We start from the raw sequence: 13,363 nt of genomic DNA on the forward strand, positions 1-13,363 counted from the left end.
ATGCCGAAGGAACAGGCGGCCAAATGCGGGATCACGTTCAAGGATTGAGGGCTTCTTCCTTGTCCCCTTGTGGGAGAAGTGGACGCGAAGCGGCCGGATGAGGGGTGCGCGACAGAACGCCAGCCTCTCCCGAGACATAAGAACCCCAACCTGAAGGCAGCCACCGGCGTCAAGCTGGAACACCCCTCATCCGTCTCGGCGCTGCGCGCCGATCCACCTTCTCCCACAAGGGGAGAAGGAGAGGGCCCGCGCTACGCCTCGTTGATCATCGCCTCGATATTATAACCATCGGGGTCGAGCACGAAGCAGGCGTAGTAATGTTCCGCATAGTCCGGACGCGGACCGGGCGCGCCTTTGTCCGCGCTAGCGCGGCATCGGTGGTAGGTGGCAGCTATGCTTCGACATATTCAGCCAAGCTGACACCTCGGGGCACATCCAACCCATCGGCGCGCAAGCCTTCGATATGAAAGCGGATTGCGTCGCGTATTTCAGTTTCCACCTCAGCTACCGTCGCACCGGTCGCAATGCAGCCCGGCAGATCTGGCACGTAGGCAGAAAAGTTGTCTCCGGCTTTTTCAATCACCACAGCATAACGCATGTCGTCACTCCTTCAGGCCGGACTGCTTGAGGATGCTATTCAGAGTTCCCGGTGCAATCTCTTCAGACGGCTTGCCGGCCACGGTGACGCGGCCGGCTTTGACGTTGTGCTTATATTGGCGATGGCTGCCTTTGGTTGCAACCAGATACCAGCCGCCGGCCTCCAGCATGCGAATAACTTCGCGTACCGTTAGCCGAGGCGGCGGCGGCGGCGGCGCCTGGATCGGCCCTGGATCTATGTCCCCGAATTCGTGCAAGGTATTGAAATCGCTATGACGGATTTCCGGTTTCGCCCATGAGGATGCTCGTTGTCCCGCAAGGCGAGTCCCTGTTTCCGGTAAGGAAGCTGGCTGTCGGGCATGAAAAAGCCCGCACGATGGCGGGGCTGAATCGGGTGCAGTCGCAGAGGTTAGCCGACCGCCTCGATGCCGACCTTCGCGAGCAGCTTCAGGGTCAGGGGGCTGGGTGCGTCGAAGGACACCATCGGCCTGACCGTTTGGCCCGCGTCGTCCCGGTACGGCTGGAACTCGGGCCGGGTGTCGATCAGATGGCGGATGGCCGTCGACTTGCCGGACCCGGACTCGCCGACGACGAACAGGGCGCGCCGTTTCCCCGGCTCCCCGTGCGCGGCGCCGGCGGCGTTCCCGACGAGCAGGTCGACGAGGCCGTTCAGGACGTCGTCGCGTTTGGTGCCGATATACCTGGCGTTGATGCTGGCGATGCGGTCGGCGCGTCCCCGCGCCGCGTCCGGCATCGAGACCCGGAGCCTCGACAGCGCGCTGCCGAGGCCGGACTGGGTATGGTCTTGATCGAACATGTCGGTCTCCCCTATTGATCTTCGTCGTCGAATTTCAGGTCGGCGACGCCGCCGAGCTGGCTGGGCGCAGCCCCGTCGTTGATGTCTTCGGCTTCGTCGGCCTGATCGTCTTCGGCCGCGGATTCCGCAAAGGATTCGGGGAACGCGTCGATCCCCGCCATGAGCGGATCGCGCGGGCTCTCGATTGGGACGAGGCCGGCCGGGGCGGACTTCAAATCATCCACGACGGTGATGCTGCGGAAGTGTCGGCGCTCGATGTCCTTGATCCGCTTTTCGGAGAGAACGCTCGCCCCGAGCTCCGCGCGAGCCGCCGCGGCGTCGCCCGAGGCACGGAGGCGATTGATAGCCTCGTACATCGAGGACAGGTTCTCCTTCGCGTTCTCGGCATGGATGCGCCGCAATTCCTGCGCCGCGCCGACCCATTCCCAGACGCTCAGGTCTTCTGGCAGGCCGAAGCTGCTGCCGACGGTGAACCAGCCCACGCCGTTCCAGGCGGAGATCCGCCAGAGGTCGAAGCGGTCGAAGCGTACCCGGACCTCAGCCTGTCCTGCCGTGACCCGCAGATCCTGGAGCTGGCGCGAGTTATAGTGGATGCCGAGGATGCAGATGCCCTTGTCCCCGATGGTACGACTGCACGTGACGCCGAAAACGTGGCGCTGGATATCGCGCGAGGGCGGCGGGATCACGCCGTACTTGCGGCTCAAGCGGAGGAAGGCGTTGTGCGGGGTTTCGCCAGCCAGCCCGGCATGCGGCTGGTTGTTGTAGACGTGCTGCACGCCCACCACGAAGTCCCGGTTCAGCTCGTCGACGCAGACGCTCGCGTTCTCTCCCGGGTCGTATTCGCCCTTCTCGATGTAGTCGGAGAAGGTGCGTCCCTCGAACCAGTGCAGGAACTGCACGCTAAGCGTCTTGAAGACGGATTCGATGTAAGGCCGCAGCTTGGCCTCTCCACCGGGCGGCAGGGAGTGGCTAACGCCAAGGTCGGTCAGCATCCTGCGGAACTCGAACGAGATGAAGGCGGCGCCGCCGTCAGTGACGACGTGTTCCGGGATTCCGTGCCCGATCCACGGCGTGTTTCCGAGGAGGAACTGCAGCCGCGACTTGTCCATCACCGCCATCTCGAGGGTGAGCCTGAGCACGGAGAGCAGGGCGGCAGTCCTGCTGGTGGGCCTTACTGCGATGGCCCGTGAAGTCCCATCCTTCAGTTCCACATGGAAGTCGAAGGTGTGGACGTGTCCCATACCGTCGAGGTGGTAGCGCACCGCGGGCCACTGGTCCCGGACGCGCAGGACATCGCTTCTTGCCTCCAGCCATTGGCCGACCTTGCGCTCGAGATCACTCTCGGTGAGGAGTTCTCGGTTGTCGTTGCTAACGCCGGATCCTCGGAACGATCCTTTGCCTTGCTTCCGAGGTTGCCGGAGGCCCGTGGAGGGCTGCGGAGGAATCCATACCGAGGACTCGCGCCTCGCGGCGCGATGTGTCACATCCTTGCTATGCGGCACTCCCCGTCGGAGCTATCGACGAGGCGGCCCGAGAACGGGCGGTTCAGGGGAAGGAAGGTGGCGGTGAAAGGAACGGAATAGTCCTGCGGGCATTCGAGTATTGCATTCGGTGTCTCCTTGCATTCGTTCCGGCCGCAGCTAGTGACGCCCCCTTCACCAAAAAAGGGGGGTGCCGGGGCCACGCCTGGTAACGCGAAGTTGCAGCCTTGTTACACAGGTAAGCCTTTGAAATTGCCGGCCATCCGAAACTCGCCACTACGTCACGCGGCACGAATCCTTGGACACGTCCGGCGAGGGGTGCCAAACGAATCCTTTCAACAAGAACTCAATCCTTAGGGTTCGACCTTCGGCGCCTCGACTGGGCCCTACACACGCGATATGAGGTGAGGATCACATCCGCCTCCCGTTACGATCACGAAAACCGCTCTGGGTTGCCCCGAACCGGCCGAAAAGTCGGGGCTCTTTTTTTTCTCATCCATCGGAAGGCGTCAGCCGAGAGGGCTTGTTGAGGTCAGTCGCGTCGTATTCGACGACCTACCGCAGGCCGAAACGAGTGCCCGAGAATCCCGCGATCCGGACCGAGATAAGTGGAATGATTCATAACCCAAGCTCTCCGACCTGCCGCTCATCAGCAGTTTTGCCTGTCTTCTCAAGTCCAAGCGAGCGCAATCGATCGGGCTCTGATCGGGATCTCAAGCGAAGAGCCGGTACATGGTTAATCCGCCTGCATACAGGCGCGTGGCCGCCGATGATTCTAATTTCCCGGGAATCGCGTTACGACTCTCGACGGAGGCGTCGCCGGGCGTTTAGAAAGGCAGACGGGGACTGCCGCAACGGGGGGCTATAATATGAGGGTTTCTGGCCCATCGATCGTAAGTGTGCGCTCGAGCGGATTCTACTGGTGTCGTCGTTCCTGTGGCGCCCATCAGCCAAGCCTGTCACCTTGCGCGAGATCATAGACCGCCATGGGCATGAACGAGGCTGATACCCTAAGCGAGATTTGCGTCTTGTCAGTGGTCAACATCGTCAAACTCCTGTCATTCATCGAATGACACCGTATCCCACTGCACTTCAAAGTCAAGATAAGGGAATCAGGGGAAGGCTCGCTTACAACTTTAACGACCGTCCAGATATAGCGTTGCCGGACCTAACGGGATAAGCCATCAAGGAAGCGGCCCTGCCTAGAACACGTCAGGCAAATAGGTCCCGGCTTGGCAGGTTACTCAAAGGTTCATGATGATGGGGGCAAGAGCCCGGTTAGGACAGTGCTTTGCGCGACCGTAGTCAGTCCGTTCCATTCGGCCGGTATTGCAGCACCTGAACTTTTTCTAACGTGACCAGTCCGTCAGTCATGAAGGACTCCAGAATCTCGAGAAAAGCGTTGATCTTGTGTTCTTCATCCACGATCTCAACCACAAGCGGCAAATCCAGGCTAAGACGCAATATCTTTGTCGTGTGCAATCGACTAGAGTGACCGAAGCCCAAGCCACCCCGCAGGACTGTGGCGCCCGCCAGATGCGCCTCGCGGGCTTTGAGCACGATCGCCTCGTAAAGTGGACGGCCGTCCCCTCGATCGTCTTCACCGATGAAAATCCGCAGAAGCACAGCTTGCGTTGGTATTCTCATGGCCCAGAATTCTCCCACATCATCGGGGTACGCTGCGATTGTGCGGCAAGCGGGGCCCAGGCCCCACCGACGGAACTCGCAAACGTGGCGGCGTGCAATGGTTTCTCGCTCATGGTCATTTGACGGCCAGAACGTGGCGGGGAGCGAGCCTGACCAGTCGATCGGCGGCTCCGCCTATCAGGCGATTGTAAAGGGCCGAGTGGCCCGTGGCCGGCGACCAGCAGATCGCAGTTCTCGCTTTCGACGAACTCAATGATGCCGGGCACTGCGCGACCGATGACAAGATGAGGCTCGAATTTGATACGGGCTGTCTTGGCCTGAGCCCAGGCGCGCTCGATTGTCCGCCAAAAGCGCCGTTTCTCCGTCTCGTGGTCCTCGATCGCCTCGAATGTCCTGGCGTCACCAGGCGTCGGTCGGGCTGAATCCGCCGAGTGATCGGAATGGCCAATATCAGCCTTACAGCGTCCATTCACGCACCCCATCTTCGACGTATCGACCGTGCGTGGAGACGGCAAAGTGCTTGTGGTGGGTCACAAACTGCCTCCCGCCACATGTCTCCACACGGTAGGAGTCATCAGCCCTTTGGGGCGATTTAGGGGGGACTCCATTCCCATCTCTTAGAGATATACCAGCCGGAGCTTGTGACAAGGACGACAACGCTCGCGCCCGCCCTGCCGGCGGCTTCAAGATTGTCGTGCTGGATCGTTGCGATCTCATGTGCGTCCTTTGTGTGCGGTCGCAAATTCCGCTGGCCGCTCTCGTTTGTGCGGCGAGATCGGTTGGGGGTTCGTCAACGGGTGCTCCTTTCATAGTGACGTCCGACCCACAGGAAGATCGGCACAGCCGCGAGCTGGGTTACGACGCAGAATGCGATCGTCGCTGGTAGCGACGTATCGTAGAGCAGTCCGATTGCGGCACTCCCAACAAACCAGAAGAGCCCGTAGCCCGCGGTAAACAGCCCAAACGCCGAGGCGCGGCGGTGCGTCGGCACCATCGGCGCAACCGCGGCCGGTATGATGGACTCGTGAACGCCCATTCCCATGCCCCAGATGGCCGCGCCAATCAGGGCCGCCCAGAAGCCGCCGAGAAAGACCAGCGGTGCAAACAAGGCCGCGACGATCGTCAGGCCGATGAGGACATTGAAGCCGAAGCGATCGAAGAGACGGCCGAAGATGAGTGATCCGCTGCCGCTCACAGCCATCGCGATTGCGTAGAAGATGGCGATCCACTCGCCTGACACGACTTGGGTCTTGCCGAAATGGTAGGCTATCAGCGGGTAGTCGGCAAAGCCGGCTGCTACCAAGGCTGCCCCGCCGAGATAGACCCAGAATATTCGTGGCAATCCCTCTCCGCGGACGCTGGGTGGCGAGGATTCGAGATCCTGCGGTCGCGGGTAGAACCAGCGGGCCAGCCCGAGGACGGCAAGGTTGATCAGCGCGGGTACCAGCAGCACGGCGAAGGCCTCGTGATAGCTGCCTTGGCGAGCGAGCACGAAAGCGACGAGGAGGGGACCGAACACGGCACCGAACTGGTCCATCGCCTCGTGAATGCCAAAAACCAGGCCATAGCCGCCGACCCGCTTGCCTGCGTGCGACAACATCACGTCGCGTGGTGGATTGCGGATCGCCTTGCCGACCCGCTCGAGGACGATCAGCGCCGCCGCTTCTGGCCAATTCTGTGTGAGCGCAAGTGCGGGCACGGCTGCCATCTGCACCAGGTAGCCGAATATCGTGATCGGCCAGAACTTGCCAGTTGCGTCCGCCCATCGCCCGGAGACAAGCCGGAGGCCGTATCCGAGCAGCTCACCGAAGCCTGTGACGACGCCGACGATGGTGGCGCTCGCCCCGAGGACTTCCAGGTAGGGACCCAGAACGCTGCGTGACCCTTCGTAGGTGAAGTCCGCGAAGAAGCTCAGTATGCCGATCAGCAGGACAAAGCGTATGGCGAGCCGGCGGGTTGCAGGATCGGGTCTACTGGGGCTTGGACGATCCGCCGTCAATTCTGCCGCCTATCGCCGGCGCGTCGCGTCGCGCTCTCGATCAGTATCAGGACCAGCCCACCGAACAGCACCGCACCGCCCCATGCGATATGTCGAGCACGTGCGCCGACAGGAACCAGACGATGCCGAGCCAAACGATAATCGCGACAGCAAAACTACCATCGTCCACGAACAGGCCGAAGAGTTCGCTGCCGATCGTTTTCTATCCGGTGTTTCATGGGATTCCCTTGGCGACGACTGAAAATGCGAAGTCATTCCGACGGCTGGTCCTGCGAGAGATCGCTGCAGCTTGCGCGCCAATGGACCACGTGGCCGTCGGGCACGAGGCCGTGGAGCAGCTTCATGGCCGCCTGGGCGACCTCCGGCTTGTCGTAGAATTCGATCACGATCGGCAGGTCGACGGTGAGCCTTAGCAGGTCCGCCGCATGTACGGTGCCGCTCGCGCCGAACCCGGCTATGCCGCGGAACACGGTCACGCCCTGCACACGCTGCTGGTCGTGCAGCAGGTTGAGGATCTCCTGCTGGAGCGTGGTCCGGCGGCCATGTTCCTTCTCATGGATGTAAATGCGGACGACGATGACGTCGCTGGTCATGACGAAAGCCTCACAGGTTGCGGGCGAGATAGGCGCCGCCGAAGGCGCCGACGAATCCAAGGCCGGCCGACAGCAGTACGTAAAGGGCCGCTTTTCCAAAGCTGCCCTGTTCGACGAGCAGGAATGTCTCCATCTCGAAGGTGGAGAAGGTGGTGAACCCGCCAAGGCCGCCGGTCAGGATTCCCGTGCGCAGTTCCGGCGAGAGGGTCAGCCGCTCCAACGTCTCGATGAACAGGAATCCCATCAGGAAGCTGCCAAGAACGTTGATGCTCAATGTGGCGTAGGGAAACTCCTTGCCGTAGATCGCCTGAACGAGATTGGTCATCCCGTAGCGCGCCCAGCAGCCGAGCGTGCCGCCGATGGCGATCGCGATGTAAGTCCACATGGTTGCCTTTCGTCATTCGTCTAGATCAGTGTCAGGGCCAGGATCACCACCAGCAGGGCGCCGATCAAAGCCAGGTAGAAGTTGAGGTGGCCGGACTGGATTCGGCTGATTTTTCCGGCAAGGAAGCGCACGAACCGGACCAGCGGCGAGAAGAGATAGGGACCGAAGATGGGCGCCACGTCGTGCGTGAAGACCAGCCGCCGGATGAAGTAGGGTTGGCCGTTGGTTTCGCGCGTCGTCGTCAGCGTCGGCCTGTAGATGAAGGCGTAGAAAGTCCTGAGCGCGTTGGAGAAGGTCAGTCCGGTGGTCGAGGCGCGCTCTGGATCTTGTGTAAGCCCGCCATACCAGACGGGAGCGCGGCGGACCGGGAAGCGGCGCGTCGCCGCCAGCATCGCCAGAGGGATCAGCGACAGGATCGGCATGGCGATCACCAGCAAGCTGGGCGAGATGAAGGCGAAACTGCGGTCTGGGGCGATCGGCGCACCCGTTCCCGGCACCAGCACCCAGCCGACATGCATGGCAAGCGGCGTATGAACGCCGAACATGTCCGCCGCCGAGCGGTCAAGCGCAGGGAGCCAGGCAGGCAGGCCGGCCGCGAGCGCGATCACGCAAAGCCCAAGCAAGGCGACGGCCGCTGCCGTTCCGCCGGATATCGCTGACACCCGGCGCGAAGTTCGTCCCAATAGTCCGATGCCAAGCACTTTGACGAAGGTGGCGAAGGCGACGGCTGCAGTGAGCGCGAGGCCGGCGCCGGCAATTGCCAGCACCAGGCGGTCGCCAAGCGTGGAAAGGTGGAATCCCTGGAAGATTGTCTGGAAGACGTACCATTCGCTGACGAAGCCCGCCTGGGGCGGCATGGCGGCCAGGCTCATTGCTGCAAACAGCGCGCCGAGGCCGAACGGCCAGGCGCTGCGTCTCAGAAGATCGGTGTGGGCGATGTCATAGCTTCTCGCGGAGCGGAACACTGCGTCGGCGGCCAGGAACAAGGCTCCCTTGGCGAGCGAATGCCCGGCAAGGTGCAGCAACGCCACCGTCCAGGCCAGCCCGGCCAGTTGCATCTGTCCGTCGGCCCGGAACATCACCGACGCCCCGAGCGTGGCGACGGCGATCGAGGCGTTCTCGGCGGACGAGAAACTGAGCAATCCGCGCCAGTCCTCCTGCTGGAACGCGTAGAGAATGGCGAGCACCGCGCTCAGCGTGCCGGCCGCGACGACGACGATGCCAACGGCGGGAGTCGAGGCGGGAAGCCAGCCGATCAGCGCCCGCGACAGCCCGAAGAAGGCGGCATTGAGGACGACACTCGACAGGACCGCGCCCGAGGCGCCGCTTCCCGAGCCGTAGGCGGCCGGAAACCATTCATAGAAGGGCAGCACGCCGAGCTTGGCGCCGAAACCGATCAGGCACAGGACACCGACGAGCGCCTGCCAGCCGCCGCCAAAACTTGCGCCGGCGTGCGCGAAGCCGTCAAAGGAAAGGCTGTCGCCCGGAATGCCGAGAAGCAGGAAGGCGAGCAAAAGCGCCACGGCGCCGACCTCGAGCAAGGCGAGCATGAAAAGCACCGAGCGCCCTTTCGCGGCGGAGAGCCTCTCGCTCAGGATCATCATGGCGCCGCCGAAGCTCATCACCTCCCAGGCGATCAGGAAGGCCGCGCCATCCTGCAGACCGAACACGCCAAGCGCACCGAGCAGGCTCACGGCCGTGCCGAACAGCCAGCCACCTTCGCCCTTGCTGGCCGGCGTCGCGAGCGCCGCGGCAAGTACCGCGGGAGCGAGGCCGAAGCCCATGAGCCAGAGCGCATCGGGTGTCATCCGGAACAGGATCGGACCGCCGCCGAGTGACGTCGGGACGGTGAGCGAGGCTGTTCCTTCGGGAAGCGAAAGAAGCGCGGCGACGATCGCGGCGAGGCCGCCCAGCACAAGCAGAGCCCTGGCCAAGATCCGGCCGGCCCCGAGAAGGGCAATGAAAGCGGCGGCGACCCAGACGATCGCCGCGGCTGCGAGGAGCTCAACGGGCATCATGGGCGACACGGCCTCCGGTGATGCGCTGCGGTTTCCGGTTCAGGAACATCAGCAGCGCCTCCATGATCGCGGCGGGGTTGGGCGGACATCCGGGCAGCCAGACATCGACCGGAAGGACGCCCTCCAGCCCATGGCCCGCGGCATAGGAGCCGCCGGCCACGCCGCCCGATACGGCGCAGGTGCCAACCGCCATTACCCAACGTGGTTCGGGCATCGCGTCATACGTGGCGCGCAGGGGCTCCAGCATCGCGTTGGTGACTGGCCCGGTGACGAGCAGGAGGTCGGCGAACCGCGGCGAGGCGGTGAAGAAGATGCCGAGACGGTGCAGGTTGTAGAACGGGTTGTTGAGGGCTTGGAGCTCGGACTCGCAGCCGTTGCATGAGCCTGCGTCGACGTGGCGTATGTGCAGGCTGCGCGTGAAGCCCGGCCGATCCGGAATGTCGGGGCGCGAGCCGGCCTCTCGCGACCAGACGAGATCCTCGCGCCGCGCGACGCCGAAGGCCCAGTCGGAGGACGGCGCCATCGCGCCGGTGGGACACGCTTCGGTGCAAAGCTGGCAGACGACGCAGCGGCCGTAATCCACGGCAAGCATTCCCCCTCCATTGCGGTCCTGGCCCTCCGGCCGTACCGTGATTGCGGCCGTCGGACAGGCCTCCGCGCATGCTTCGCACCCCTCCTTGCACAGCTCCGGATGGTAGCGCGGCATTCCGAGCAGGCCGTCCTGGCCATCGCCTGACTCGCCAAGCGGCCAGGAAGTAGTGGCCTTGCCGCGTTTCAGTCCGAATAGCGTCCAGAGCGCCATTTTCCATTCCCTACCTGTCGCAGCCCGCGATTGTGAGGCCGAAACTCGCCTCGTTGATCGCGTAGTCCATCATGTTCGAATCGTGCACGGTGAAGGGGAAGACTCGCCAGTTCGAAAAGGATGGCGACTTGATCTTTACCCGCGCCACCCTGCCGTCAGGGCCGATATGGATGGCATGGAACAAGGTGCCGCGTGGCGACTCGCTCCAGCCGAGCCCGTGCGACCCAGGCAACGGGCGGCATTCGGTGGCGACCGGGCCTTCGGGCAGGAGCAGCAGCACGCGCTGCATCATCACCAGGCTGGTGTCGATCTCGGCCACGCGCACCTTGAAGCGGGCGTAGGCGTCTCCCGCCGTCTCGACGGCGACGGTCAGCGGCAGTTCAGCATAAGCCGCATAGGAATGGTCGCGGCGCAGGTCTCGGTCGACCCCCGACGCGCGATCGACCGGACCCGTCGCGCCCTGGTCGAAGGCCACCTTGCGGTCGAGGTGTCCCGTCGAGATCAGGCGGTCGAGGAAACTGTCGGTGTCATCGAGGAGCTGGGCGTAGCGCGCGGCTTCACGCCTTACGTCTTCCAGCTTCTCCCGCAGCCAGTCCTTCGGGAAGAGATCGCGGCGTAGGCCGCCCGGCTTGAGGATGCCGCGCAGGAAGCGGCTTCCTGTCAATTGCGCGTTGAGCTGTTTCACACGCTCCTCCAGGAGCTTGCCTTCGGCCTGCCCAACCTTGAGGGTCGTCGTGTCAGCCAGATGGCCGAGATAGTGGAGGTGGTTGTAGAGCCGTTCGAGTTCGGCGAGCAGCACCCTCAGCCATGCCGCGCGCTTCGGAACGACGCAACTGGCCGCCGCTTCGACAGCCTGGCAATAGGCCAGTGCGTGGGCGAGGCTGCCGACGCCGGAGATGCGCTCCGCCATGACGACGCCCGCTTCGGGGGCAAGGCCTTCGAAGCGCTTCTCCATACCGCGATGCTTGAAGAAAAGCTGCGGGTGATAGTGCAGGATTTGCTCGCCGACGTAGAAGAATAGAAACTCGGCGGACTCCACGACGTCCGACCGGACCGGGCCGAACGGCAGAAGCTGGACGTCTTCCCGATCGCCGGCGAGAGCGGGTACGATGCGCCTCTCGCCTTCGACGGTGATCGGCGAATCCTTTGCTTTGGGAGTGAAGGGCGGGTGCGCGACCTTGGCGTTTTCGTGCAGGACCAGCCGTCGCGGCTCCGGATGGCCCGAAAAAACGAAACCGAAAAGATCGGTGATTTCCCGCTCGTACCAGCCGATCAGCGGCCAGATGTCGGCAAGGCTCGGCACGCCATCGCGGGCCGGACGGCATGTCCAGAATTCGAAGTTTTTTGTGCCTGCACGGCCGACCAGGTACCGCAGCTCGAGCTTTTTCGGCTCCGGCCACCAGGCGTAGACCATCTGCATCCGGCCGCCTTCGTCGAGGAGGCGCCTTGCGGCAGTGGCAAGGTCCTTGGCGGCCACCCGCGTCTCGATCGGAGTAGACGGTCGCGCCGCAATAGCCATGGCTACAACGTGGTCGCCGCCGCTCGCCTGGTTCATGGCTGAACTCCCGAAAGAGCCTGCGACACGAGGGCGAAATAGGAGGTGAAACCTTGCGGCCACCAGACGCCGAAGATGAGCAGGGGAAGCAGCGCCAGCCACATCGGCGCGACGCACCAGAGACTGGAGACCACTGTCGTGGGGTACTCGCCGCCATCAGTCCCTTCATAATACATGATGCGAAAGTGGTTCAGGAACCCGATGAAGATGACGATCAGCAGGATCGCCATCGCATAGACCACCCAGTCGTACTGGCCGTGGAATCCAGCGCGGAGGATGGCAAGCTCGCTGAGGAACAGCCCGAACGGTGGCGCCCCTGTGATCGCCGCCGCGCCTGCCAGCCAAAGCCCGCCCTGCGTCGGAAAGCGGCCCATCACGTCGCCGATACCGCCAATCCTTTTGGTGCCGTAGCTACGCATTGCGTTGCCCGCCCCGAAGAACATCAGCGACTTGTTCAGCGAGTGGTTGAGCATATGGTAGAGCGCCCCGGCCACGCCGAGCGGCCCGCCGAAACCGAAGCCGAGGGCCATGATGCCCATGTGCTCGACACTGGAATAGGCCATCAGTCGCTTGATTCCGCGCTGGCGCACGATGAACAGCGCACCGACCAGTACCGAGAACAGCCCGAGTCCGATGAAGGCGTCGCGCGGCAATGCCCCGGTCTCGGAGGCGTCCACGATCGACAGGAAACGCACGATGCCGAGCAGAGCCGTGTTGAGGAGCGCGCCCGACAGCATGGCCGAAACAGGAGCGGGGCTTTCGCTGTGCGCGTCGGGCAGCCAGGTGTGCATGGGTGCAAGGCCAACCTTTGTGCCATAGCCGACGAGCACGAGAAGGAACGCCAGCGTCAGGATGCCTGGATTGATCTTCGGCGCGGCGCCTCGCAACGTCGCCCAGGTCAGGTCGTAGGTCGGGCCGAGCACCAGGCTGCCGCCCCAGTAGAGGATCACGGTCCCCAGCAGTGCAACGGAGATGCCTGCCGACACCACGATGATGTATTTCCAGGCCGCTTCCATGCTGCCGGCGTCGCGCTCGAAGGCCACGAGGAAGGTGCTGACCAGCGTGGTGAGTTCGATGGCGATCCAGTATAGCCCGGCGTTGTTCATCAGCGGACCGACGAAGACCGTCAGCGCAAAAGCGGCAAAAAGAGCGTAGAAGCGGGGCAGTCGCTCCTCCTCGCCGAGCAGCCGCATATAGCCGACTGCATAGATCGAAGCGAGCAGGTAAACGACGGCCGCACACAGGATCACCCATGCGCCGGTCACGTCGAGCAGAATGTAATCGGCCCACCATGTCCGGGGCGCACCAGTCGCCGCGACGGCCACGAGCCCGACGGCCGCGATGAAGGCGACGATGCTTGCCGCGAGGTTCAGCGCTTCAGCTAGGCGAGCGCCTCGCCCGGCAAGGGAACCGGCGACGGCGACGGCCGGAGCGGCGATCAGCACAATCAGAGGCGTGCCTGCCATCGG

The 13,363-nt window shown here is 63.4% G+C and carries 14 protein-coding genes, 1 pseudogene and 1 riboswitch; of the genes and pseudogenes, 2 read left to right on the top strand and 13 right to left on the bottom strand.

All coding sequences use genetic code 11. From position 1 onward, the window contains the following. Positions 1-251 precede the first annotated feature (251 nt). The 6 genes and pseudogenes from RFM68_RS27495 to RFM68_RS27520 form a co-directional block, all read right to left on the bottom strand. Positions 252-359: pseudogene (locus tag RFM68_RS27495) on the bottom strand (VOC family protein); the annotation flags it as partial. Positions 360-391: 32 nt separating this feature from the next. After that, a complete protein-coding gene (locus tag RFM68_RS27500; RefSeq protein ID WP_320236154.1) occupies positions 392-598 on the bottom strand; it encodes a type II toxin-antitoxin system HicB family antitoxin in 207 nt (68 codons plus the stop codon). 4 nt (positions 599-602) lie between these two features. After that, positions 603-821, bottom strand: coding sequence for a type II toxin-antitoxin system HicA family toxin (locus RFM68_RS27505; RefSeq protein ID WP_320236211.1), 219 nt, complete (start codon positions 819-821; stop codon positions 603-605). 185 nt (positions 822-1,006) lie between these two features. Continuing rightward, on the bottom strand, positions 1,007-1,414 hold the full coding sequence (locus RFM68_RS27510; RefSeq protein WP_320236155.1) for a P-loop NTPase family protein: 408 nt from the start codon (positions 1,412-1,414) through the stop codon (positions 1,007-1,009). A gap of 11 nt (positions 1,415-1,425) precedes the next feature. Next, positions 1,426-2,676, bottom strand: coding sequence for a TnsB C-terminal domain-containing protein (locus tag RFM68_RS27515; protein WP_320236156.1), 1,251 nt, complete (start codon positions 2,674-2,676; stop codon positions 1,426-1,428). A gap of 1,524 nt (positions 2,677-4,200) precedes the next feature. After that, entirely contained in the window at positions 4,201-4,542 is a 342-nt protein-coding gene (locus RFM68_RS27520) for a DUF190 domain-containing protein (RefSeq protein ID WP_320236157.1), read from the bottom strand. Positions 4,543-4,748: 206 nt separating this feature from the next. Between RFM68_RS27520 and RFM68_RS27525 the strand changes: the two genes are divergently transcribed. After that, positions 4,749-4,964 (top strand): hypothetical protein, encoded by a 216-nt coding sequence (locus RFM68_RS27525; RefSeq protein WP_320236158.1) that lies wholly within the window; start codon positions 4,749-4,751, stop codon positions 4,962-4,964. Between the two features lie 136 nt (positions 4,965-5,100). Continuing rightward, positions 5,101-5,163: riboswitch (Fluoride riboswitch) on the bottom strand. A gap of 169 nt (positions 5,164-5,332) precedes the next feature. Here RFM68_RS27525 and RFM68_RS27530 read toward each other — a convergent pair. Beyond that, a complete protein-coding gene (locus RFM68_RS27530) occupies positions 5,333-6,541 on the bottom strand; it encodes an MFS transporter (protein WP_320236159.1) in 1,209 nt (402 codons plus the stop codon). An 82-nt stretch (positions 6,542-6,623) separates the two neighbouring features. Between RFM68_RS27530 and RFM68_RS27535 the strand changes: the two genes are divergently transcribed. Next, on the top strand, positions 6,624-6,782 hold the full coding sequence (locus tag RFM68_RS27535; protein ID WP_320236160.1) for a hypothetical protein: 159 nt from the start codon (positions 6,624-6,626) through the stop codon (positions 6,780-6,782). Positions 6,783-6,792: 10 nt separating this feature from the next. Here the strand turns inward: RFM68_RS27535 and RFM68_RS27540 are convergent, their stop codons facing one another. Genes RFM68_RS27540 through RFM68_RS27565 form a run of 6 tightly spaced genes read right to left on the bottom strand, consistent with a single transcriptional unit; the run spans position 6,793 to position 13,360 of the window. Continuing rightward, a complete protein-coding gene (locus RFM68_RS27540; protein ID WP_320236161.1) occupies positions 6,793-7,134 on the bottom strand; it encodes a DUF190 domain-containing protein in 342 nt (113 codons plus the stop codon). A 10-nt stretch (positions 7,135-7,144) separates the two neighbouring features. Continuing rightward, positions 7,145-7,519, bottom strand: a complete 375-nt coding sequence (crcB, locus tag RFM68_RS27545) for a fluoride efflux transporter CrcB (protein WP_320236162.1) — start codon at positions 7,517-7,519, stop codon at positions 7,145-7,147. A gap of 20 nt (positions 7,520-7,539) precedes the next feature. Then, entirely contained in the window at positions 7,540-9,537 is a 1,998-nt protein-coding gene (locus tag RFM68_RS27550; protein ID WP_320236163.1) for a proton-conducting transporter transmembrane domain-containing protein, read from the bottom strand. After that, entirely contained in the window at positions 9,524-10,339 is an 816-nt protein-coding gene (locus RFM68_RS27555; RefSeq protein WP_320236164.1) for an NADH-quinone oxidoreductase subunit B family protein, read from the bottom strand. The genes RFM68_RS27550 and RFM68_RS27555 overlap by 14 nt, the downstream gene beginning before the upstream one ends. Before the next feature lie 10 nt (positions 10,340-10,349). Continuing rightward, positions 10,350-11,894: a hydrogenase large subunit gene (locus RFM68_RS27560; protein ID WP_320236165.1), complete on the bottom strand. Its 1,545-nt coding sequence runs from the start codon at positions 11,892-11,894 to the stop codon at positions 10,350-10,352. Continuing rightward, the gene (locus RFM68_RS27565; protein ID WP_320236166.1) at positions 11,891-13,360 is read right to left on the bottom strand and encodes a proton-conducting transporter transmembrane domain-containing protein; all 1,470 of its coding nucleotides are present in this window, start codon (positions 13,358-13,360) and stop codon (positions 11,891-11,893) included. Before RFM68_RS27565 ends, RFM68_RS27560 begins: the two co-directional genes overlap by 4 nt. Positions 13,361-13,363 lie beyond the last annotated feature (3 nt).

Source organism: Mesorhizobium montanum (assembly GCF_033977145.1).
GTDB lineage: Bacteria > Pseudomonadota > Alphaproteobacteria > Rhizobiales > Rhizobiaceae > Mesorhizobium > Mesorhizobium montanum.